Annotated in this window: 21 protein-coding genes; 7 read left to right on the top strand and 14 right to left on the bottom strand. The window is 45.6% G+C overall.

Features of this window, described 5'->3' with window-relative positions:
* Positions 1–57: 57 nt before the first annotated feature.
* The 5 genes from rplS to ffh all read right to left on the bottom strand — a co-directional run bounded on the left by rplS (position 58) and on the right by ffh (position 3,636).
* Positions 58–417 (bottom strand): 50S ribosomal protein L19, encoded by a 360-nt coding sequence (rplS, locus tag QZ209_RS09870; protein WP_294347449.1) that lies wholly within the window; start codon positions 415–417, stop codon positions 58–60.
* A 16-nt stretch (positions 418–433) separates the two neighbouring features.
* Positions 434–1,147 carry a tRNA (guanosine(37)-N1)-methyltransferase TrmD gene (gene trmD, locus QZ209_RS09875; RefSeq protein ID WP_294347450.1) on the bottom strand — a complete coding sequence of 238 codons (714 nt, stop codon included), beginning with the start codon at positions 1,145–1,147 and terminating at the stop codon, positions 434–436.
* 84 nt (positions 1,148–1,231) lie between these two features.
* Positions 1,232–1,738, bottom strand: a complete 507-nt coding sequence (gene rimM / locus QZ209_RS09880; protein WP_294347452.1) for a ribosome maturation factor RimM — start codon at positions 1,736–1,738, stop codon at positions 1,232–1,234.
* Positions 1,739–1,832: 94 nt separating this feature from the next.
* Complete coding sequence (gene rpsP / locus QZ209_RS09885) at positions 1,833–2,243, bottom strand: 30S ribosomal protein S16 (RefSeq protein ID WP_294347454.1); 411 nt, start codon at positions 2,241–2,243, stop codon at positions 1,833–1,835.
* A 43-nt stretch (positions 2,244–2,286) separates the two neighbouring features.
* Positions 2,287–3,636, bottom strand: coding sequence for a signal recognition particle protein (ffh, locus tag QZ209_RS09890; RefSeq protein WP_294347455.1), 1,350 nt, complete (start codon positions 3,634–3,636; stop codon positions 2,287–2,289).
* A 222-nt stretch (positions 3,637–3,858) separates the two neighbouring features.
* Between ffh and rfaE1 the strand changes: the two genes are divergently transcribed.
* The gene (rfaE1, locus tag QZ209_RS09895) at positions 3,859–4,836 is read left to right on the top strand and encodes a D-glycero-beta-D-manno-heptose-7-phosphate kinase (RefSeq protein ID WP_294347457.1); all 978 of its coding nucleotides are present in this window, start codon (positions 3,859–3,861) and stop codon (positions 4,834–4,836) included.
* Between the two features lie 97 nt (positions 4,837–4,933).
* On the opposite strand, the gene QZ209_RS09900 is transcribed toward rfaE1, so the two are convergent.
* From QZ209_RS09900 to QZ209_RS09910, 3 genes are all read right to left on the bottom strand, one after another.
* Positions 4,934–5,557 (bottom strand): hypothetical protein, encoded by a 624-nt coding sequence (locus QZ209_RS09900; RefSeq protein ID WP_294347459.1) that lies wholly within the window; start codon positions 5,555–5,557, stop codon positions 4,934–4,936.
* A 73-nt stretch (positions 5,558–5,630) separates the two neighbouring features.
* A complete protein-coding gene (locus QZ209_RS09905) occupies positions 5,631–6,287 on the bottom strand; it encodes an START domain-containing protein (protein ID WP_294347461.1) in 657 nt (218 codons plus the stop codon).
* Positions 6,288–6,345: 58 nt separating this feature from the next.
* Positions 6,346–7,980, bottom strand: a complete 1,635-nt coding sequence (locus QZ209_RS09910; RefSeq protein ID WP_294347462.1) for a S41 family peptidase — start codon at positions 7,978–7,980, stop codon at positions 6,346–6,348.
* A gap of 421 nt (positions 7,981–8,401) precedes the next feature.
* On the opposite strand from QZ209_RS09910, the gene QZ209_RS09915 reads away from it, so the two are divergent.
* Positions 8,402–8,899: a DUF192 domain-containing protein gene (locus QZ209_RS09915; RefSeq protein ID WP_294347465.1), complete on the top strand. Its 498-nt coding sequence runs from the start codon at positions 8,402–8,404 to the stop codon at positions 8,897–8,899.
* 4 nt (positions 8,900–8,903) lie between these two features.
* Here QZ209_RS09915 and QZ209_RS09920 read toward each other — a convergent pair whose 3' ends face one another.
* Positions 8,904–9,374, bottom strand: coding sequence for a RidA family protein (locus QZ209_RS09920; protein WP_294347503.1), 471 nt, complete (start codon positions 9,372–9,374; stop codon positions 8,904–8,906).
* A gap of 118 nt (positions 9,375–9,492) precedes the next feature.
* On the opposite strand from QZ209_RS09920, the gene QZ209_RS09925 reads away from it, so the two are divergent.
* The 3 genes from QZ209_RS09925 to thiD are packed head-to-tail and all read left to right on the top strand — an operon-like array spanning position 9,493 to position 11,594.
* On the top strand, positions 9,493–10,125 hold the full coding sequence (locus QZ209_RS09925; protein WP_294347467.1) for a thiamine phosphate synthase: 633 nt from the start codon (positions 9,493–9,495) through the stop codon (positions 10,123–10,125).
* On the top strand, positions 10,126–10,749 hold the full coding sequence (thiE, locus tag QZ209_RS09930) for a thiamine phosphate synthase (RefSeq protein WP_294347468.1): 624 nt from the start codon (positions 10,126–10,128) through the stop codon (positions 10,747–10,749).
* Positions 10,737–11,594 (top strand): bifunctional hydroxymethylpyrimidine kinase/phosphomethylpyrimidine kinase, encoded by an 858-nt coding sequence (gene thiD, locus QZ209_RS09935; RefSeq protein WP_294347470.1) that lies wholly within the window; start codon positions 10,737–10,739, stop codon positions 11,592–11,594. The genes thiE and thiD overlap by 13 nt, the downstream gene beginning before the upstream one ends.
* Here thiD and QZ209_RS09940 read toward each other — a convergent pair.
* The gene (locus QZ209_RS09940) at positions 11,543–12,895 is read right to left on the bottom strand and encodes a UDP-glucose/GDP-mannose dehydrogenase family protein (RefSeq protein WP_294347471.1); all 1,353 of its coding nucleotides are present in this window, start codon (positions 12,893–12,895) and stop codon (positions 11,543–11,545) included. The genes thiD and QZ209_RS09940 overlap by 52 nt on opposite strands.
* Before the next feature lie 224 nt (positions 12,896–13,119).
* Between QZ209_RS09940 and QZ209_RS09945 the strand changes: the two genes are divergently transcribed.
* Positions 13,120–14,616: a dicarboxylate/amino acid:cation symporter gene (locus QZ209_RS09945; RefSeq protein ID WP_294347474.1), complete on the top strand. Its 1,497-nt coding sequence runs from the start codon at positions 13,120–13,122 to the stop codon at positions 14,614–14,616.
* On the opposite strand, the gene QZ209_RS09950 is transcribed toward QZ209_RS09945, so the two are convergent.
* From QZ209_RS09950 to QZ209_RS09965, 4 genes are all read right to left on the bottom strand, one after another.
* Positions 14,597–15,451, bottom strand: a complete 855-nt coding sequence (locus QZ209_RS09950) for a BLOC-1 subunit 2 family protein (RefSeq protein ID WP_294347475.1) — start codon at positions 15,449–15,451, stop codon at positions 14,597–14,599. The genes QZ209_RS09945 and QZ209_RS09950 overlap by 20 nt on opposite strands.
* Positions 15,433–16,137, bottom strand: a complete 705-nt coding sequence (locus tag QZ209_RS09955) for an alpha/beta hydrolase (protein ID WP_294347477.1) — start codon at positions 16,135–16,137, stop codon at positions 15,433–15,435. Before QZ209_RS09955 ends, QZ209_RS09950 begins: the two co-directional genes overlap by 19 nt.
* A gap of 9 nt (positions 16,138–16,146) precedes the next feature.
* A complete protein-coding gene (locus QZ209_RS09960; protein WP_294347479.1) occupies positions 16,147–17,667 on the bottom strand; it encodes a leucyl aminopeptidase in 1,521 nt (506 codons plus the stop codon).
* Between the two features lie 67 nt (positions 17,668–17,734).
* Positions 17,735–18,805 (bottom strand): bifunctional oligoribonuclease/PAP phosphatase NrnA, encoded by a 1,071-nt coding sequence (locus QZ209_RS09965; RefSeq protein WP_294347481.1) that lies wholly within the window; start codon positions 18,803–18,805, stop codon positions 17,735–17,737.
* A 216-nt stretch (positions 18,806–19,021) separates the two neighbouring features.
* Between QZ209_RS09965 and secA the strand changes: the two genes are divergently transcribed.
* Positions 19,022–22,129 (top strand): preprotein translocase subunit SecA, encoded by a 3,108-nt coding sequence (secA, locus tag QZ209_RS09970; protein ID WP_294347483.1) that lies wholly within the window; start codon positions 19,022–19,024, stop codon positions 22,127–22,129.
* Positions 22,130–22,137: the final 8 nt, after the last annotated feature.

The following is a 22,137-nucleotide window of genomic DNA, read 5'->3' on the forward strand; positions in this document are numbered from 1 at the left end:
ACTAATCAAATTACCGATACTCGGCAACAACAAATGGTATACCATTGAAAAAACGATTTACGAGGTAACCGCTTTGCGCTCTTTGACTTTCAGAGCAGCCTTTCCGGTACGCTTTCTGAGGTAGAACAGTTTTGCACGACGCGTTTTGCCGTTTTTCAGAACCTTGATGCTCTCGATGTTCGGTGAGTTCAAAGGAATGATACGCTCAACCCCTATACCACTGGAAATCTTACGAACTGTGACGGTTTTCGACGCACCGGCCCCTCTTTCACTGATCACAACGCCTTCAAAAGCCTGTAAACGCTCTTTTTCACCCTCAATAACTTTTAGTTGCATTCTCACTGTATCTCCCGGATGAATCTCCGGCAGGTCGTTTCTCTGCTGTGCTGTTTCAACCAACTTAATTAACTGATCCATGATAAATATGTTAACGTTATTTTTTCCTCAACTCTTCAATACTGTCACTATCGAGTAGATCCGGTCGCCTCTGTTGTGTACGTTTCAAGGCGTTGTCACTCCTCCACTCTTCTATTTTTTTGTGATGCCCGGACAACAAGATCTCAGGAACACGCATTCCCCTGAATTCCGCAGGCCGCGTATAGTACTCACAATCCAGCATACCTGCCTGAAAAGAATCGGTCAACGCCGACTCGCTGTCCCCTAAAACACCAGGAATAAGCCTTGCCACGGCATCCATCAATAACAACGCAGGAATTTCTCCGCCTGAAAGCACAATATCACCAACAGAGATCTCCATGGTAACGAGCTTTTTCCTGATCCTTTCATCGACGGCTTTATAATGACCGCACAATATAATCAGATTTTTCACTCTTGAAAGCCGGTTTGCGGTTTGCTGATCTAGCCGTTTTCCGTCCGGAGTCATAAAGATAACAGCATCATACGAACGCTCGGCCATCAAAGCTTCAATACACGCAAAAACCGGCTCGGGTTTGATCACCATTCCGGCCCCGCCCCCAAAAGGAGTATCGTCGACTTGCTTGTACTTTCCCAATCCATAATCATGAAGGTTATGAACAAGCACCTGGACATGTTCCTTTTTTCTGGCTATACCAAGCAGCCCCTTATCAAGGGGTGACTCAAAAAAACCGGGAATAACGGAAATGACATCTATCCGCAATGACACCATCTAAAGAGACTTTTCATGAATTCAACCTTTGTTCGCACCGGCTCGCCCAGGCTTTCAACAAATTGTAAAGAAACTGCCGGAGCCTTACAGAAACTCTTCAAGCCGTTTCAGCACCATGTATCCTTTTTCAATGACAATCTCTTCTACAAACTCTTCGACAGCAGGAACAAGAACAACCTGTTCACCACATTGAACCTCATAGACTTCATGTGCCGGCATTTCCAACACATCATGAACAATGCCAACCTCTTTAAAAGACTCGTCGAGTACCTTCAGCCCTTTCAGTTCATGCAAGTACGCCCTGTCGGGAGGAAGGGGAATCAAGTCATCAACAGACACATAGACTTTTTTCCCGGCAACTGCTTCAGCTTTCTCCCTGGTATCGATACCAAAGAACAAAAGATAGGCGAAACCTTTTCGCAATGTTCCCTGACGAACAACCTGACGACCCGCATCGCGCTCATTTTCCCCTATATAAAACACCTCTCGCTCAAGAAAACTCTCAGGATAATCCGTAATCGGTAAAATTTTAACCTCACCTTTCAAGCCTTTTGCCTTGAGAATCTTGCCGACAAGGTATAGCTCTTTCATTATACAGGCACCTCAACAATGATTGTAATTACCACAATTTTCATCCTGCAAGTGCCCTCGGAATATCCTTGAAGCTATTGAGAAGAATTGCTTATTATTCCCCTTGAGCTATCTGAGCTTCTGCTTCTGCAGCTTTTTTTGCATGACGACGACGAGTTTTTACCGCAAGCCTTTTTTGTTTTCTTTCGGTCTCGCGAGCCTGCCAATTCTCCATTTCAGCTGCAATCTCTTCGTCGCTCTGTCCTCTTCGCTTCATATTCAATTCATGGAGCAGACCTGTTGCACGGATCAGACTGCGGACTGTTGTTGTCGGCTGAGCACCAACCCCGAGCCAGTAAGCTGCTCGCTCCTTATCTATTGAAATTGCATGAGGCTTCGCTGTCGGCTGATAATTACCGATCACTTCAAGAAATTTACCATCTCTCGGAGCACGCGCATCAGCAGCAACGATCTGGTAATAAGGCAACTTCTTTCTTCCTGCTCTTCTAAGTCTGATTTTAACCAATGCTAATATGGATTTAAGTTATAATTGTATACGAAACAAAAAGTTAACGTTTTAAAAGCTTTTCGAGTGGTAAATTCTGCGGCAATATTTTGCGGCCCGAATTTGTCATCTTTGTTACAGAACTCATCATTTTCTTCATCTCTTTGAACTGCTTGAGCAGCATATTGACATCCTGAACACGAGTACCGCTGCCTTTTGCTATCCTCTGACGTCGACTGCCGTTGATGATTTCAGGCGTCGCTCTTTCCTGCTTCGTCATGGAAGAGATTATAGCTTCGATAGGCTTGAAGTCCAGACCATCGAGATCCTGTTTCGGAATCATTTTGTTGAGACCCGGCACCATTTCAACAAGCCCTTGGATAGATCCCATTTTTTTAAGCTGCTGAAGCTGATCAAAAAAATCATCGAGATCAAACTCATTCTTCAGAAGACGCGACTGCATCTTCCGCGTTTTTTCAAGATCGAGTGTTTCCTGCGCCTTTTCTACGAAACTGACAATATCACCCATACCAAGAATACGCTGGGCCATGCGATCAGGATAGAAAATGTCAAGGTCATCGACTTTTTCACCGACACTCATGAATTTGATCGGTTTGTCAACGACTTGTTTGATCGAAAGCGCCGATCCCCCTCTGGCATCACCGTCAAGCTTCGTCAGCACAACACCATCGAAATCGAGCCGATCATTGAAAACTTTCGCCGTATTGACCGCTTCCTGTCCGATCATCGCATCGACAACGAACAGTAATTCTTCCGGCTTCAACTGATCCTTGAGCGTTTCAGCTTCAGCCATCATGCCCTCGTCCACCTGTAAACGCCCGGCAGTGTCGACAATCACGATATCATTACCATTCTTTCTTGCCGAATCAACGCCTTCATGTGCGGTTTTCAATGCATCCGGTTCACTCAAAGCGAAAACCGGAACATCGATCTGCTCTCCGAGTGTTTTCAGCTGATCGACAGCAGCAGGACGGTAAACGTCAGCCGCAATAAGTAACGGATGCTTGCCGTTTTTCTTCAAACGCTTTGCCAGCTTGGCACAAAAGGTGGTTTTACCCGAACCCTGCAAACCAGCAACCATGATAATCGCCGGAAGTTTGTTAGTATCGAGGTTAAGAGGTTTGTTTTCCCCTCCCATGATTTCTGTCAACTCGTCGCTGACGATTTTCACGATCATCTGAGCAGGAGAAACGCTTTTGACGACATCCTGACCCAGAGCCTTTTCCCTAACTTCTTCAACAAATTTTTTGGCAACCTTGTAGTTGACATCGGCGCTCAACAAAGCCCGCTTGATATCGCGCATCGCTATGCCGATATTCACCTCATTGATCGTTGCCTGACCGGCAAGCTTCTTAAAAGTAACCTCTAACTTGTCGCTTAAACTATCAAACATCGCTGATGACTTTTTTCTCTTATACAACCCAAAAATGGATAGCTTTAATTATAGCAAAAAAAAGTAAAAATTCAAAGCTTATAACCACAAATCAAAGCCCCCATACTTTTATATCCCACCTGCTTTTATATATTTAAATACAGTGAACTTTTTTACATAGACACTGCACCATAAGGAATCATCCTATGACGTAATCGCCACAACCATCCATCTCTGCATTCCATGGATATCGAAGAATTATTTACATCATTCAATAAAAAGAAAATAGCTGTAGTCGGCGATATTATGCTCGACAGGTATATTTTCGGTCATGTTTCACGAATTTCTCCCGAATATCCAGTCCCGGTCGTCGATGTCTCTCATGAAACGCTCCGACTGGGAGGTGCTGCCAATGTTGCCGTAAACATCCATACCATGGGAGCAAACACCGTTTTGCTTGGCATAATCGGTAACGACGAGAATGCAAGAACGTTGAAAACGCTCATGCAAAACCACGGGCTCTCATCAGAACATCTTTATCGTGATCCCGAAAGGCCGACAACATGTAAAACAAGAATTCTTTCCCAGAACCATCATATTGCCCGAGTCGATTATGAAAGCCGTGACGAAGCCACGGCAGCTGCAGAAGCGTTCATCGACCGGCATTTCAAGGCATCCATCGAGTCGTTCGATGCCATCGTGCTTCAGGATTACAACAAGGGAGCGCTCACCCCTTCTTTGATCAAGAAAATCATAACGTTAGCATCTTCTCATTCCGTGCCGGTTTTCGTAGACCCCAAACTAAAGGGTTTTTTCAACTACAGTGGCTGCACTGTTTTCAAACCCAACCTTTCGGAAGTTGCATCTTCCCTTGGTATCGCGTTGAAGAATACCGACGATGACATCGAGCAGGCCTGCAGACAACTGATGACAAAGATACACTGCCAGCATCTTGTAGTAACCAGAAGCGAAAAAGGTTTAACGATATGCAATGACCGATTTACCCATATTCCCGCTGCATTACTCGATGTCGCTGATGTATCGGGTGCCGGTGATACCGTTATCGCCATCCTCTCACTGAGCTTCGCTGCCGGACTCGATATCGAAACGAGCGCCGAAATAGCGAATATCGCAGCGGGAACGGTTTGCCAGGAAGTAGGAGCGGTTCCCGTCAGTCCAGCGAAGCTCCTCAAGGCCTGTCATGAGTATTTCAAGTCATGAATGAGCTCAAAAAAACGAAAACCCGGCCCTCGTACTTCTGTACGGATCAGTACCAAGTGTGAAACTGAAAAAGATTTCTACCGCAGACAGCGTTTTCTCAGCCCTCCCCAATAGAGATATACTCGTTGACCTCTTCAGGATATGGAGGATTATAAACCCTGTCACAAGCAAGATTCCTCAGGCCTTGCAACGTATAAAACGGCACTTCGAACATTGCTGTATTGCTCATTGGCGGAGGTATATCATTGCCTGGATCGACATACATGATGAACGATATTCGAACGACATCATTTTCCTTTGGCTCGAAAACCCAACGACCATAAGTCTCTCTGATCCTGTAATTTCCAGGCCTTGCCGGTATATAATCAGGATCTGACTTCATCGTTACCGCAATGCCGTTATCCCCTTCCGTATCAAGACCCGTGCGGACAACCATTTCCCGTTTCGGAAAGGGCCATGGCGTATTGATAGCCTGATAAATAACATATTCGAGATTCTCCCCCTTTTCAAGTACCTCTATACTTGAAAGCTGATGAATCCACCGTATATAATTTTCTGTATCATGAAAAAGGCTTATGAGCCTCCTCAACGATACAGGAAATTCCACCACGCCCTTGAAACCAAGGATATGAGAGTCCCTTATCTTGGCCGAATACACAAAAATATCCTTGTGCTCAATCCGAAACTCCCAGTCACTCTCCCTTGCCCCCTCAATATCCATGGCACTTCAAATCTTGTAAAATTGACAAACCTTTTCTCCAAACACGAACACTGTTGAATAGCATAATAAAAACCTATTCAACAATAAAATCTTTATAGTTTTGATCGATATCTTCCGGAGAATTCACAAACGGTGCATCAATCGGTGTTTTGTACTTTTCGCGCTTGACCATTTCACGCATATTGTTCAAGGTATTGTACGGTGTATCGATCACGGCTATATTCGCCAGCCAGGATGGTATTTCTCCTCCGGGTTCAATGTGCAGCCGAAAAACAACCCTGCACCGGTTTTCCGAAATCGGCATAATGTTCCAGGCCCCTTCAAGCTGACGAACTCGAACATAATTTGCGTGCTCCGGAAGAATATCCGGCTCGGCTGTCATTTTAATAAAAATTTCGGATGTCTCGGCATCCTTGTACCCACGTGAATGACTGATGATTTCACGATCGGATATCGGCCATGGAGCCGTGACCTTCTGGTAGACGATTCTCCCCTGATTGTCGGGTAGTTCCTCGAGAATCTTCATCTCATCGGTCTTCCACACCCACTCTGTAGCCGCATCGACATCATAGAGTAGATGCAACACACTGTGCTGTGGCACATCCATCGTAGCAATACCGACAAAAGAAAGAAAATCGGATGTAGGCACAGGGCATGTATAGATTTTCAACCAGTCTTTCTGCAAACGCAATGAACAGGTATTGCTCTGGATTTTCTCAAGTAAAGACATAGGCAAAAGTTTTTGATTTATCTCAAACGTATACCTGATAATTTACTGACAATCCTTCTTATGCAGCGTCACGACGAATATAGTCATGGGCAAAATGAAGCATTTTGTCCGACTCTTCTGCAAGAACCCTGATCTGAGCATCGATCCCGAACAGCTGTCGGGCAATTCGTGATTTTATCGCACTGAGAATGCTCTCTTTCTCATCACCGAAAAGTTTTTCGTCAAAGTCGATCTCTTTTTCTTCACAAATTGTTCGAAGGTATTTTTCAGCACGTTCATCCTCTGAGTAGGTATCGATGAAACCGTCGATGTCTTCATCAAAACCCCGCACAGAGCTTGATGGATCATCGATAATTTTCAATGCCGCCTCGTCCAAAACCCCCATGGTCAGTAGTGTGCTGTAAAATTCATTTATTGAAGGCTCTACTATCCAGAAGTCTGGCACGATCCCCCCCGAAGACTCGAACAACTCCTGAGAAGGCCTGAAAACAGTTATGCCGTCAATATCACTATCAATCTCTAAACTTCCCATCCCACTAAAGAGTTTCTCCCCCTCCCTGTTTTCGTGGCTTTCGAGGTAATATTGCTCCCGGCCTTCACTTCCAGGGCTGAAGTCGCGCTGTATCCTTCTGCCGGAAGGCGTAAAATACCGTGCAATTGTCAAACGTACAGCAGAACCATCATCAAGGTCGAACTGTCGTTGAACCAAGCCTTTGCCAAAAGTCAGCTCGCCGACGATGACAGCTCTTTCGTTATCCTGAAGAGCACCTGCAAGGATTTCTGCAGCAGATGCACTACCTCTATCCGCAAGAACCACAACTTCACGCCCCTCGAAGAGCCCTCCCGAAGTTGCTGTGTAACGCATTTCATCAGGCCCTCCGTTGCGGCTTTTCGTATAGACTATCAGTTGTCCTTCTCCGAGAAATTCATCGGCGACCTCGACTGCCTGGTCAAGATAGCCACCAGGATTTCCCCGCACATCGATAATGAGTTTTTGCATACCCTGCTCAAGCAGTTTTTTCATTGCAACCCTGAATTCATGAGCTGTGGTTGCCACAAATCTGCTCATCCGTATATATCCAGTGAAATCGTCGAGCATAAAAAATGCATCGACACTGTACGTCGGAATCTTGTCACGCACAATGTCTACCGTGAAGTTTCGAGAGGTATAAGGCCTGTAAATTGTGAGCGTTACAACCGAACCTTTTTTCCCCCGCAGTCTGTCGAACACATCAGTTGGAGAAAGGCCTATCGCAGAAAGCGTATCGATAGCGACTATCCTGTCACCCGCTTTTATTCCTGCAGTTTCACTAGGACCACCTGCAAGCGGGGTGACAACGAGGAGAGTGTCGTGCACAATATCAAACTCGATACCTATCCCCTCGAAGTTACCTTGAAACTCTGAATTTGAAACTCTGACCTGGTCAGCCTTCAAGTATGTCGTATGCGGATCAAGGGCTTGCGTCATCCCCTCAATCCCTGAGTCAACCAAATCCCCACTATCGACCTCGTCTACATAAAGTGCGGAAATTATGCTGAAAACTTCATGAATTTTTTTCTGCTGCTGATTGAAAATAGCACCAGAGGAACCTCCATGATGCCTTTGGCTGAACTGGACACCGAAAAAACCACCGACCAGAACACAGAAAAACAGTATTGCTATTATCAATATCACCTGTAAAACACGGGGCATAATAACTTGTTATATCAGTCTATTGTGAAGAGAAAAGAAGCAGGCAACCTCATCCTTCATTATTTTACCTATCGACAAGGAAAAACCCAAAAAAAGAACATCAAACTCACCAGAACACCCCCCACCACTGCATAGCAATCCCTTTTTCAGAAATAATCGACTACAATAAAACCAAAAAAAACAAACATCAGAGACAAAAATAAAAAAACAATATTCAAAAAAAATCACAACAATAACCAACACAAAAAAAACACAATACAGAAAACAAAAAGTAAATAAATTACACCAATTGAATAATGAATAAAAAAACATCATAACAACACAAATATTTCTATAAATAAAATACTCTTATTACTTTTAATACAAGTAATTATAATTTTTTACCGCAAAACAATTTAATCATATTAAAAATCACTAAAACATGAAAAAAAGAAAAAAAATAAACAATAATAACAACACATTCATTCTATCAATGATACTAATTATATGGTCTCAAATATTTTTTTTTAACGACCTATATCCTCAAGATGCAGAAAAATTAAAACCATCGATTATAATCAAGGGAAGCAAAATTACCGTTGAGGTTGCGGACACAGAAAAAACCAGAAAAAAAGGAATGATGTGGCGACATCAACTCGGAAAAAACGAAGGAATGCTGTTCATCTATAACGATAGTGCAACACGGTATTTTTGGATGAAAAACACTTTTCTTGCACTCGACATGGCATTTATCGACAGCAATATGGTTATTCGAACCATCCACACCGCTAACACTTTGAATGATTCAACCATGTTTTACAGTTCTTATGTACCCGTAAAATATGTTCTCGAGGTTAACAGTGGCTGGTTTGAAGAGCATGGCGTCAGTTTGGGTGACACTGTTCTATTCGACAGAAGTATTATCCCAAAGAGTAAATGAAGCGTCAAGAAGAACAACCAACGACAAGCTCGAGCTCGAGACTGGCATCAAGAGGAAGCTCGGAAACACCGATAGCACTACGAGTATGCTTTCCGTTTGCACCGAAAGCTTCGTACAATACTGCAGATGCACCGTTCGCCACAATATGTTGATTAGTGAAAAATGACTCACTTGCCACAAACACGGACAGTTTCAGGATCTTTTCAACGTTATCGAGGTCATGCACAACGCTTTTCACAGCAGCAAGAGCATTGAGCGCTGCTACACGAGCTGCAATTGCAGCCTGAGCCTGATTGATCTCATTGACCTTCCCCCTGCCACCCTGCTCGATCAGAACACCGCCAACAAAAGGAAGTTGCCCTGAAGTGAAGACAAGGTTATCGAATCGCAAAGCCGGCACATAAATGCCTGCCGGATTGGCTATATCAGGCAATGCCAGTCCTGCCTTACGAAGTCTTTCTTCGGTTTCTGACATGATGTACAGTATTTTATGAACTTTTCTTCCATTAATGTAATGCATTTTGGAAGGCTTTTTATAATAAGCGAAAAATCATTATTGTGAGAACGTAATACATGAAACAGAATAACCGGGTATGACAAAACGAACTCTTCCCCGGCTTTACATGGTAAGCAACAGCCTTGAGCGTCCTTACCCAGCAAAAGAGCTTCCAGAACTTGTCCGACAGCTGACAGCACAGCTACCGGTTATCGTTCAACTCAGAGAAAAACACCTGGATGCGAGAACGCTTTATGAGTTGACCCTGTACCTGCAAAGTCTCATGCACGACAGTGATTCCCTGCTTTTCCTTAATGAACGACTCGACATAACCCTTGCAGCAGGTGCTGACGGAACGCATTTCCCCGAAAAGAGCTGCCCCATCGAAAAGATCCGTACCGTTGCTCCTGGTATGCTTTTAGGCAAAAGCACCCACTCCTTGCAAAGCGCCCTTTCTGCAGAAGAAGAAGGGGCCGATTATCTCATTTTCGGTCCGATATTCGACACTCCCCTGAAAAGACGGTACGGTTCTCCCATGGGACTCGAAAAACTCGAAAAAGTATCTCGAAACGTCTCAATTCCGGTTTTCGCTATCGGAGGTATCACCCCGGAAAACACCCGGCAATGTATGGATCATGGCGCTTACGGGATTGCCGCCCTGTCGATTTTTCATGTCACGACAAACCTTGCCGTCACGCTCGAAAACTTTAAAAATGCACTTGACCAGTAAATGCAGATAAAACGCCCTATCCTTTGCTATATAACAGCAGACAACCTATGCCCGGTAGAACAATCGGAAAAAGCGCTTGAAGGCGGTGCACGCATGATTCAGCTCCGCAATAAAGGTGCATCTGGATCGGATCTTTATGACTGGGCGGTACGCATACGAAAACTTTGCCGTATCCATGAAGCCATATTCATTGTCAACGACCGGCTCGACGTTGCTCTTACCGCCAATGCCGATGGTGTTCATCTCGGTCAGCGAGACCTTCCCGCCCATCTTGCCAGAACACTTCTTGGTAAAGAAAAAATCCTTGGAATATCGGTATCCTCTCTCGCAGAGGCCGAAATAGCAGTCCGGGCAGGATGCGACTATGTAGGATTAGGGCACATCTATCCGACTTTCTCGAAACAAAAAACCGGTCGGCCTCTTGGGACAGCCTGCATAACCGAGGTGTCACAAAACCTTTCAGTCCCGGTCATAGCCATCGGGGGCATCACAGCGTCAAATGCCGGTGATGTAATCAGGGCTGGAGCGACAGGAATAGCGGTCATCTCCACTGTGGCGGAAGCGCCAGATCCCAGAAAAGCGACTTCGGATCTCATTCAAAACATGCGGTCATGCCTCCAATAACAATGACAAACTATACCACAGTCCTATCCATAGCGGGTTCCGACGGCAGTGGTGGAGCAGGGATACAGGCGGATCTTAAAACTTTTGCCGCTCTTGGCTGCTATGGTCTAAGTGTTATAACCGATGTCACCGCACAAAATACATGTGGTGTATTTGACTCGTTAGCACTTCCCTCATCTTTCGTGAAAGAACAGATCGAGGTACTCATTGATGACATAACGATAGATGCAATCAAAATTGGCATGATTTCTTCAGCCGCTACGGTCCGAACCGTTGCCGACACGCTTCGGAACCTTCCTTCGACACCAGTCATTCTCGATACGGTACTGAAATCTTCTGACGGAACCGGACTTGTTTCTGAAGAAGCGAAAAACACGATGATCGAAGAGCTTTTTCCTTTGGCAACACTTGTCACGCCTAATCTTGGCGAAGCCGCAAGGCTATCCGGCACAGGAAGTATCCCAACGACAAAAAGCGATATCGAAAAAACAGCTGAAATGTTGAAGAACAAAGGAACTTCCGCAGTTCTTGTAAAAGGAGGACATATGACCGGTAAGCACTGTAATGACTATTTACTGACGGCAAAAGGAGGTGAATGGTTCTCTTCACCCAAGATATCGTCAATAAACAACCATGGCACCGGCTGCACCCTCTCTTCGGCTATAGCAGCATATTCAGCAAAAGGCTTTGGCCTTGCCGAAGCTGTAAAAAAGGGAAAGCAGTTTACCCAGGAAGCTTTGCAAGCCGGGGCCAGCTTTTTCCTGGGTAACGGCGCAGGACCTCTTCACCACCTTTATCGCTGTTGGGAGAATCCTTCACCTCGCGGTATACGCCCAATCGAATAGTAGGTAATCCCGAGCTGTTCCATCAAATCAGGATTGTAAATATTCCTTCCGTCAAAAATCACCGGATTGGTCAACTCCTGTTTGATAACCTCGAAATCCGGGCTCCGGAACACCCTCCACTCGGTGACCACTGCAAGGGCATCTGCACCCTTCAGAGCATCTTCCAACGTTTCAACCAACTTCAGGTCGGCACGCTCTCCGTAAATCCTCTGCGCCTCATCCATTGCAACCGGATCATATGCCCGAACCGACGCACCGGCCGCCCAGAGCTCTTCAAGAACTCTACGGCTTGGAGCTTCACGCATGTCATCGGTGTTCGGTTTGAACGCCAGCCCCCACAAAGCTATGGTCTTACCTTCCAACTCACTCCCGAAATGGCCTTTCATCTTTTCTACCAGCGAAACTTTCTGATCATTGTTGACAGCTTCTACCGCCTGCAGTATTCTGGCATCATAGCCGTATTTCACCGCTGTTTTTTCCAGCGCCTGTACATCTTTCGGGAAACAGGAGCCACCGTAACCGACACCGGGATATATAAATGAAAACCCAATCCTTGAATCAGATCCAATGCCGTGACGAACCGCTTCGACATCAGCTCCGACACGTTCGGCAATATTCGCGATTTCATTCATGAAGCTGATTTTCGTCGCCAGCATTGCATTAGCAGCATACTTCGTAAGCTCTGCCGAACGCACGTCCATAGCGATAAACCTCTCGTGACTTCGATTGAACGGTGCATAGAGACTGCGCAACAACTCTTTTGTTCGCGGATTATCCACACCGACGATAATTCGCTCGGGTTTCATGAAATCACTTATGGCATCGCCTTCTTTGAGAAACTCTGGGTTCGAAACAACATCATAATCGATCGAAACACCCCGTTCTTCCATCGCTGATCTCACCTGCTCACTGACCAAATCGGCCGTTCCTACCGGTACTGTCGATTTATCGACAATGATTCGGTAGTCTTCCATATTGCTGCCGATGGTTTTGGCAACACTGAGTACATGACGAAGATCGGCCGAGCCATCTTCGTCGGGCGGAGTCCCCACGGCGATAAACTGAAACAGCCCGAAAGCAACACCTTCAGCCGGATCGGAAGTGAACCGCAGACGACCTTCCCGTGCATTGTCAACCACCATATCCTCAAGACCAGGCTCGTATATCGGTATTTCACCCTGTTTCAAACGACTGATTTTTTCTTCGTCGATATCGACGCACAACACATCGTTACCAACTTCTGCAAAACATGCGCCGGTCACCAATCCAACGTAGCCCGATCCGAATATGGTTATCTTCATAGTTTACAAGTAGTGATTAGTTAAACGGAAACAGCTGATAGACAAAGATAATCTTTTCCAGTGATCGATCTATCGCCAATTTTCCAAGTCCATTTTCTCTACAACATGTTTACAACGTGACCCTGGTAAACTACCAGTGCCGGCACATTATATAAAAAATTATAAGAAAAACGGTACTTTCATTGTATAGGGTTACAACAAAAAAGTCATAATAATACAAGAGGTTGCGAAACAATAACAACAATAAACTGCTTGCGGGCATCGTCGCCGGAATTGTTGCAGGCTCTCTTCTTGGCGGGCTCTATCCGGAAGCAGGTTTATCGGTTCATTTTATCGGCCACCTGTTCATCAAATTCCTGATGATGATTGTTATGCCGCTTATAATTGCAGCCATGATTAGCGGTATTTGCAGGTTCGGAGATGTAAGAAAACTCGGTCCTCTTGGATTCAGAACGATTTTCTACTATCTGGGAACAACCGCTCTTTCCGTCCTGACGGGTATCTTGCTGGTCATTGTTATTCATCCGGGACAATTCGCATCGGTAACCCAGCAAATTCAAACACGTGGAGGCATCGTCGAACAGGATGCCTCATACACCGTCACAGGAAACACCATCGTCATCGATGGTGTTTCATTTTCGAAAGAATACACGTCAACCCATTCCATAATCCTTCTCGACCGCGATATCTCAGGAAACATCACATCACAGCATGAAGGGAACATCATAGAGGTTTCAAGGTGGAGAAAAAACAACGACAATCTTGTTTCGTTAACGGTAAAGGGGAAAGGAATCGCCATCGACAAGCTTCCGGCAGAAAGGTTTCTACAAGAACAAAGAGGCATAACCGATATTTTGAAGGAAGTGCTGACCGGTTTGATTCCGGCCAACCTCTTCAAAGCCATGGCGGAAAATGATATCCTTCCTGTCATAACCTTTTCACTTCTTCTTGGTGCAGTGTTATCGACGCTTGGTGAACGAGGTAAACCGGTGATCGATTTTTTCAATGGTCTCAACGAGGCGATCATGAAAATCATTCACCTCGCCATGTATGCAGCACCTGTCGGCATTGGAGCCCTTATCGCCGGCAGACTTGGCGAAGCGGGCGGTTTTACCGGCTTCCTGCCAGAATTGCTCCAGCTTGGAAAATATGCATTTACCGTTATCGCGGGATTGATGATTCACAGTATGATCATTCTACCGTTTATTCTGAAGTTTTTCGGTAACACCGGTGTGGGACGGTTTGCTTATAACACCACCCCTGCACTTTTAACCGCTTTTTCTACCGCCTCGAGCTCAGCGACCCTGCCACTAACCGTGGAATGTGCAGAAGAGAAAAACGGTGTTTCACCCCGAACCGCAGGATTTGTTCTTCCACTCGGAGCAACGATCAATATGGATGGAACAGCGCTTTATGAAGCCGTAGCTGTTATATTCATAGCGCAGATCAACGGAATCACTCTGGGACCGCCTGAGCTCACTATCGTTTTTCTTACAGCAACGCTCGCAGCTGTCGGTGCGGCGGGAATTCCCGAAGCAGGGCTGGTAACGATGGTACTCGTGCTGAAAGCGGTCGACCTGCCTATCGAGGGAATATCGCTTATCCTTGCCATCGACTGGTTCCTCGACCGTTGCCGAACAACAGTCAATGTATGGGGTGACAGCATCGGGGCAAAGGTTATCGACAGATACGTTTTGCGAGCTAATCATCCATCACGATGACAAGACAGCGAGACTTTTTCCAGAATTCAGATTCATCCGTGATAAGAAGCAATGAAGATGTTCTTCCCCCGACAAGCTCATAAGAACCTTTTGTATGAGGTGTTATGATTCTCAGGTTTTTTACCGGCGTATCGAAATAAAGGTCTCTTGTCTCTGTGATATCGATCCTTTTGAAAAGCGAAACATCGAAATCCTGTGCAAGATAGTAATCGGTGTCGAAAATTGTCGATAAAGGACTACCCGGTTTTGACAAAATCCCTTTTTCTGTCAGCTCATCATAACTCCCTGATATGTAGTATGCATAGGAAAGAATGTCTTCCTGTTCGAGAATGAATTCATCAAGAACTTCGACTGTTTCCAGCAGCTCAGAAACCCTCGCATCGAGTTGCTGTACCTCCACCTTGAGTTCTCGTATCTCTCTGTCTTTATCTTCGAGTGTGTTGCGCATCTCGACAACCAGATTATCGAGAGATTCAATACGATAAGCCGAGCTCATGTTTTCCTCTTCGAGCTTCTGAATCAGATTTCTGCTGGCGGCAAGGGTAGAATCGATAAAACGAATACTTGCATAAATATCCTTACCGAGTTGATCGACACTGTTTCCCTGCTGTTTTTCGATGTTTGACGAAAGCTTTTCGACAACAGCCTCTTTTTGCTGAATCCTGCCGAGATTTTTCTGAACCTGTGTCAGAATGGTCATCATGGAATCAATATGCTGCTGCTGGGATTGCGTCTCTTCCTCGGACTTGCCGCACCCCGTAAAAAGCTGAATGAACAGCAAGAATAATACGATAAAAAAACGACCGTAATTTTTTCTTACAACCATTGTATCCATTGTTCGATACCCTCTTTGGTGCCATACCAGGTTGTATGGGGAGTGGGTAGATGCTCTATTCCCGAAATTGTGACATTTTTCGCTCCTTTCAAAAAACAGCTTTTAACCGGTACAATTCCGTCACCGGCAATGTCCCCTTTCTCCGAAACATTTTTATAAAACATATAACACATCCTTTCTACCATCCCTTTCTCCAATGAACCGGTGTACCGATCGCTGACAACGGATATAACCTTGCATCTATCGAAAAAGCTTTGTGAAAGATGTTTGTTTATAAAATCGGTTTTAATCCTTGCATAATACTCCGTTGTCTGAAAGGGTGTTCCCAATGTAATCAGTTTGCCAACTGAAGTGCTCCGATTGTAAACATCTCCCTGAAAGGGTCGCTCAAGAAGGTAAACCAAGGCAACCGTTCCCCCGCCGCTGTGTGCAACGATCGTTATTTTTTCATCGGGATAGCGCTTTTGTACCGAAGCAATAGTTCGGTCAAGAGAAGTCATTACACGGTTGGTTGATTGTTCAGGAGAAGGAGGAAAACCAATCCAATCGAGAATATTGACCGGTACTATAGCAATTTTTTCTTCAGGGACATACGCTGTGAGCGACTTTTTCATCCCTGTGTAAAGGTTGTCCCAAAAAAGAACACCGGGAAGAATGACAACCGGTTTTTGAGATGTTTGGCTCATCCTCTACAACTACTCCCAGCCTCTGAGAAGGTCTACAAGCAATCGAACTCCAAAACCTGTTCCTCCAGGAGCTGTTTTCACTTTCTTGGCTGAAAACGCTGGACCCGCAATATCGAGATGTGCCCAAGTATCGTGACCGTCAATGAATTTTTCAAGAAACTTTGCGGCCGTGATCGATCCGGCACCTTTTGCGCCTGCATTGTGAACATCCGCCACTTCCGATTTGATGAGCTCGTCATACTCTTCCCAGATGGGCATACGCCATACCTTTTCACCTGATTGCCTGCCCGCCTCGTATATCTTTCCTGCAAAGTTGTCGTTATTGCTGAAAAGGCCGGCCACAGAATAGCCAAGAGACACGATACACGCACCGGTCAGCGTTGCAAGATCGATAACAGCATCAGGTTTATACTTTTGGATCGCATAGGACAATGCGTCAGCGAGTATAAGCCGGCCTTCGGCATCGGTATTGCCCACCTCCACCGTAATGCCTGAATATGTCGTAATAACATCACCTGGGGTTTGCGCCGCTCCCCCCGGCATGTTGTCCGTAGCAGGAATAAAGCCTATGACACGGAGAGGCAAGCCCAGCAAAGCAACCGCTTCGAGCGTCCCGATGACTGATGCCGCTCCAGCCATATCACACTTCATCTCATCCATCGCGTTCGAAGGCTTGAGAGATATACCACCTGAATCAAAGGTAACACCCTTGCCGACAAGGGCGACGGTTGCAACCGGCTTATCGGCCGGTTCATAATCCAGAACCGTAAATGTCGGAGGAGCATAGCTTCCCTTGTTGACGGCCTGAAGCCCCCCCATGCCGAGCTCTTCTATTTCCTCTTTATTAAAAACCGTAACGCTACAACCGGATTTCTCAGCTGAATTCCTGGCAGCCTCAGCGATACCTTCAGCATTGAGCAGGTTGCCCGGCAGGTTGACAAGGTCACGAGCCAAACATCTGGCATCCGCAATAATTTGACCGGAACGAACACCCTCCTCCGCCTCTTTCACACTCCCTGCATTGACACGGATCTTCAGCTCTCCGATTCGGGCTTTTTCTTCTTTGTCTTTTCCTTTCTTCTTTTCGAGTTTACCGCTCTTCAGACGATCGAAACTGTACAAACCGTAAAGAATCGAGTCGACGAATAGTTCTGCCAGTATACTGTTTGATTCTTTGATAGAATGCGCCCAGGAACTAATCGATGAACAATCCAACACAAGGTTTTTGACTTGCAATGTCTTCACATGATGAGCGATAGCTGCAGCCGATTTACGCAGATCATCAACCTCCCCAACCTCTCCAAGACCCAACAACAGAACCCTTGGCGTCTTCAGCTTGGATCCGCCTGAATACAAGAGAAGCGAATCACCAGACTTACCCTTGAAATCTTTCAAGGCTCCTTTATCCAGTCCAAAAGCCTCAAGCGCTTTCTCCACATCTTTCTTAAGCTCTTTTACCGCAAAGGGCATCACGAGCAGATCACTTTTGAGATTCTTGAGCGAACTTTTTGTAACTGTTATTTTCAGCATAGCATTTTCTTTATTTGTGCATAAACATAAAAGCAACGGGCCTTTCACGTCACTGTAAGGGTCTGTATCATTTATTATGAACGATATCTGAATTTTTCAGAAAACTTCTCACCTCGGAAAGAACCATCTGCGTTGCTTTTTCTGGTGCGTAACGAAGGAGACATCCCGCGGCATTCTTGTGCCCTCCTCCTCCATACATTTTAGCTATCCTGTTCACGTAAACATCTCCTCTCGACCTGAAACTCACTTTTGTTCTTCCATCTTGCATTTCCACCATGAGCACGGCAATCAGAACGCTCCGAACGCTCAGCAGATATTTGATGATGAGATCGGTATCAAAAAGCTTACTGCCTGTTTCATCGAGCATTTCCTGAGAGATGAACAGCCAGGAAATCCTGTCTCCATCAATCAGCCTGATTTCGGAAAGTGCTGCTCCAAGAAGTCTGAGCGCCTGAGGTTTGAGAGAATTGTAGACTCTGTCGTAGATTTCGTTTGGATCCGCACCTTTCGCAACGAGGTCACCGGCAAGAGCGTATACATAAGGGGTTGTTTTAGGAAATCGAAAAGATCCTGTATCGGTCATGACAGCAACATACAGACCTTCGGCAACACCCGGAGTGATCAGTTTTTCCCCAACACGCGCTTCCATTGCGGTTATGAGGTCGTACATCAGTTCTCCTGTCGACGATGCATAGGTCTCACAGACCATCAGATCAGCAAAGTCTTCAGGGTCGAGGTGATGATCGATGCAAAGCACCTCCAGCTTGCCAAGTTCGCGTGCAAAACTCACATGGTTCCAGATACCACCCATGCGCTCGCTCAGATTTGCATCCAATAGCACAACAAGATCGGCAAGTGAAATTTCTTCGATCAGGTCTTCTCCCTGTTCGTCGAATACGTTTATATCGGCGATATTTCGTAAAAAGTGGTAGTTGGTTGGGACTTCCGTAGGATTGACGATCGAAACATGTTTACCAAGTGCTTTCAAAACAACAGCAAGGGCTACCTCGCTGCCCAGACCGTCTCCATCAGAATTCATGTGGGTTGTAAGTACGATATGCTCACTGGCAAGCAGCATATCGATACATGGAGCCCATTCTTTTTCATCGAGTCTTCGTCCATATTCAGGTATAATCATCAGCTCGTAGTTCAATTTATCGGAATATTTAATTTACTGCTAAATTAGCCCGTTGACAAACCTTTAAGAAAAACGCCAAAATGCTGTTTTTTTCTCAATGGGTAATTCAATACCTTATAAAACGATTATACTTGGAAAATCTCCCGGGAAAGAGATCCCCAAGACTTCTGCAAGTTCTTTTATTACTGGAATATAAACATATACTGACTGTATCGGATGCTTAAAATTTTTGAAAAAATATTTGGTTCGAAACACGATAAGGACATAAAAAAAATACAGCCTCTCGTCGACCGGATCAACGAAATATATATAACACTTCAAACGCTTAGTGACGACAAGCTACGCGAAAAAAGCCAAGCCCTCAAATCCGGCCTGCAAAAAAAGCTGAGTGAGATCGAAGACCGGAAAAAAGATCTTCAAAACAAGCTTGAAAATCCTGACATCACCCCTGACCAGGTTGAAAACATAAACAGGGAGCTCGATGAACTCGAGGCAATGTATGAAAACAAAACAAAAACCTCGCTCGAAGAAATCCTGCCCGAAGCTTTTGCGATCGTAAAAGATACCTGCCGAAGACTCGAAGGGCATAGTTATGAGATCATGGGACACCCCATAACCTGGAACATGGTTCCCTACGATGTTCAGCTGATAGGCGGAATCGTTCTACACCAGGGGAAAATATCGGAAATGGCAACAGGAGAAGGAAAAACTCTGGTGTCCACGCTGCCTGCATTTCTCAATGCCCTTACAGGAAGAGGAGTCCACATCGTCACTGTGAATGATTATCTCGCCCAGCGTGACCGGGAGTGGATGAACCCTATATTTCAATTTCACGGATTGACAACAGGAGTCATCCTTGCGGGCATGCGTCCGGATGAGAGGAAAAAAGAATATCGATGCGATTTGACCTATGGTACAAACAACGAATTCGGTTTCGATTATCTCCGTGATAATATGGCCGGCTCGCCTGATGATTTGGTCCAACGGGATTATTACTACGCGATTGTCGATGAAGTTGACAGCGTACTTATCGATGAAGCACGAACCCCTTTGATCATCTCGGGCCCTGTTCCGAACTCCGATACAGGAAAATTCACAGAAATCAAACCATGGATCGAGCGTCTGGTCAAAACCCAGCAGAACCTGGTGGCGGGATATCTCACTGAAGCAGAAAAAATTGTCAGAGAAGATCAAAGCAGCTTCGATGCAGGCCTTGATCTTCTTCGGGCAAAACGCGGCCAACCCAAGAACAGCCGCCTCATAAAAGTATTGTCTCAAACAGGCATGGCCAAACTCATGCAAAGTGTTGAAAATGAATACCTCAAGGACAATGCAAGACGGATGCATGAAGTCGATGACGAGCTGTATTTTTCCATCGATGAAAAATCAGGATCGATTGATTTGACCGACAAGGGACGTGACTTTCTCAGCAAGCTCAGCCAACAGGACAGTGACCTTTTTCTCGTGCCTGATGTAGGCGCTGAAGTAGCGGCGATAGAAAGCGACCCGTCACTCGATACCCAGCAGAGAATCAGTAAAAAAGACGAAGTGTACCGGCTTTTTTCCGAACGTTCGGAAAAGCTTCACAACATCAGCCAGCTACTCAAGGCATATTCGCTTTTCGAAAAAGATGACGAGTATGTCGTGCAGAACGGTCAGGTTATGATTGTCGACGAGTTTACCGGCCGTATTCTTCCTGGAAGACGTTACAGTGACGGACTCCACCAAGCAATAGAGGCAAAGGAAAACGTCAAGATAGAAGGCGAAACACAAACCCTCGCCACAATCACCATTCAAAATTTTTTCCGACTCTATAAAAAGCTTGCCGGTATGACCGGAACGGCCGAGACGGAATCGGCTGAATTCTATGATATTTATAAGCTGGATGTGGTCGTCATTCCGACGAACAGACCGATTATCCGAAAAGATCAGGATGATTTTGTTTTCAAGACACGCCGTGAAAAATACGCAGCCATTACCGGCAAAATTATGGAACTGCAGAAAAAAGGCCAGCCGGTGCTTGTCGGTACCGCCAGCGTCGAAGTGTCCGAAACCCTTTCGCGAATGCTGCGTGCAAAAAAAGTGATGCATAATGTTCTCAATGCGAAACAGCACGACCGGGAAGCAGAGATTGTCGCTTCCGCAGGCCAGAAAGGAGCCGTTACCATTGCAACAAACATGGCAGGACGAGGAACCGACATCAAGCTCGGTAAAGGGATAAAAGAAATGGGCGGCCTTTTTATCCTCGGATCGGAAAGGCATGAGTCAAGAAGAATCGACCGTCAGCTCCGAGGCCGATCGGGCCGGCAGGGAGATCCCGGCGAATCGATATTTTATGTCTCTCTCGAAGATAACCTGATGCGGCTTTTCGGTTCGGACAGGGTTATTTCCGTCATGGATAAACTCGGTCATGAAGAAGGGGATGTCATAGAACATTCCATGGTGACAAAATCGATTGAACGGGCACAAAAAAAGGTGGAAGAGCAAAACTTCTCGATTCGAAAACGACTTCTCGAGTACGATGATGTTCTCAACCAGCAGCGTGACGTTATTTACAAACGGCGGCGCGGCGCACTGATCAAAACACGCTTGACTGCCGATATATTCGACCTGCTTCATGATTATTCGGAAAATATCGTCAACAAGTACTCAAGAGACTACGATGTCCAGGGTCTCGAGGAACAGGTTCTCAAAGATCTATCGGTGGAGTTCCGGATAGAAAAAGCAACCTATGAATCCGACGGCGTAGAAAAAAACGCAGAAGCCCTTTACACCGCCGCTCTTGATTTCTATAAACGCAAGGAAGCCGCCATCCCTGAAGAGATTATGCGGCAGATCGAGAAATACGCTGTTCTCAACGTCATCGATCTGAAATGGAGAGAACACCTTAGGGAAATAGATACACTCAAGGAAGGAATCAACCTGAGGGCCTACGGCCAGAAAGATCCTCTTCTCGAATATAAACAGGAAGCCTACAAACTCTTTGTCGGTATGCTTGATGAAATCGAGCATGAAACCCTTTCTCTTGCATTCAAGCTTTTCCCTGTAACTGAAGAAGCGCAGCAGCAGATCGAAGCTGAACGCCAAAAGTCACAATTACGGCAAGACCGCCTTGTCGCTCGTCACGAAGAAGCGAAAACCGCTTATGACATTCCCGGAAATACACAGGGAGAAGGGAAACCGGAAAGAAAGGCACAAAACCGCAACACCAGGGAAAATGCCGAACAACCATTGCAACCTGTCAGGGCAGAAAAAACACCCGGCAGAAATGATCCCTGCCCGTGCGGAAGCGGAAGAAAATATAAAAATTGCTGTGGCAAGTAAGGTTTTTG

The sequence above is a fragment of the Prosthecochloris sp. genome (genome assembly GCA_015482705.2).
In the GTDB taxonomy this organism is placed as follows: Bacteria; Bacteroidota; Chlorobiia; order Chlorobiales; family Chlorobiaceae; genus Prosthecochloris.

Bases quoted from the DNA above. Each gene is read 5' to 3' on its own strand.
- QZ209_RS09965 (WP_294347481.1), bottom strand. From the start codon at position 18,805: ATGATTATACCTGAATATGGACGAAGACTCGATGAAAAAGAATGGGCT.
- thiD (WP_294347470.1), top strand. From the start codon at position 10,737: ATGCCTCCAATAACAATGACAAACTATACCACAGTCCTATCCATAGCG.
- QZ209_RS09955 (WP_294347477.1), bottom strand. From the start codon at position 16,137: ATGAGCCAAACATCTCAAAAACCGGTTGTCATTCTTCCCGGTGTTCTT.
- QZ209_RS09915 (WP_294347465.1), top strand. From the start codon at position 8,402: ATGAAAAAAAGAAAAAAAATAAACAATAATAACAACACATTCATTCTA.
- QZ209_RS09925 (WP_294347467.1), top strand. From the start codon at position 9,493: ATGACAAAACGAACTCTTCCCCGGCTTTACATGGTAAGCAACAGCCTT.
- QZ209_RS09940 (WP_294347471.1), bottom strand. From the start codon at position 12,895: ATGAAGATAACCATATTCGGATCGGGCTACGTTGGATTGGTGACCGGC.
- QZ209_RS09950 (WP_294347475.1), bottom strand. From the start codon at position 15,451: ATGGATACAATGGTTGTAAGAAAAAATTACGGTCGTTTTTTTATCGTA.
- QZ209_RS09920 (WP_294347503.1), bottom strand. From the start codon at position 9,374: ATGTCAGAAACCGAAGAAAGACTTCGTAAGGCAGGACTGGCATTGCCT.
- QZ209_RS09900 (WP_294347459.1), bottom strand. From the start codon at position 5,557: ATGGATATTGAGGGGGCAAGGGAGAGTGACTGGGAGTTTCGGATTGAG.
- ffh (WP_294347455.1), bottom strand. From the start codon at position 3,636: ATGTTTGATAGTTTAAGCGACAAGTTAGAGGTTACTTTTAAGAAGCTT.
- QZ209_RS09905 (WP_294347461.1), bottom strand. From the start codon at position 6,287: ATGTCTTTACTTGAGAAAATCCAGAGCAATACCTGTTCATTGCGTTTG.
- thiE (WP_294347468.1), top strand. From the start codon at position 10,126: ATGCAGATAAAACGCCCTATCCTTTGCTATATAACAGCAGACAACCTA.
- QZ209_RS09910 (WP_294347462.1), bottom strand. From the start codon at position 7,980: ATGCCCCGTGTTTTACAGGTGATATTGATAATAGCAATACTGTTTTTC.
- secA (WP_294347483.1), top strand. From the start codon at position 19,022: ATGCTTAAAATTTTTGAAAAAATATTTGGTTCGAAACACGATAAGGAC.
- rplS (WP_294347449.1), bottom strand. From the start codon at position 417: ATGGATCAGTTAATTAAGTTGGTTGAAACAGCACAGCAGAGAAACGAC.
- trmD (WP_294347450.1), bottom strand. From the start codon at position 1,147: ATGGTGTCATTGCGGATAGATGTCATTTCCGTTATTCCCGGTTTTTTT.
- rimM (WP_294347452.1), bottom strand. From the start codon at position 1,738: ATGAAAGAGCTATACCTTGTCGGCAAGATTCTCAAGGCAAAAGGCTTG.
- rfaE1 (WP_294347457.1), top strand. From the start codon at position 3,859: ATGGATATCGAAGAATTATTTACATCATTCAATAAAAAGAAAATAGCT.
- QZ209_RS09960 (WP_294347479.1), bottom strand. From the start codon at position 17,667: ATGCTGAAAATAACAGTTACAAAAAGTTCGCTCAAGAATCTCAAAAGT.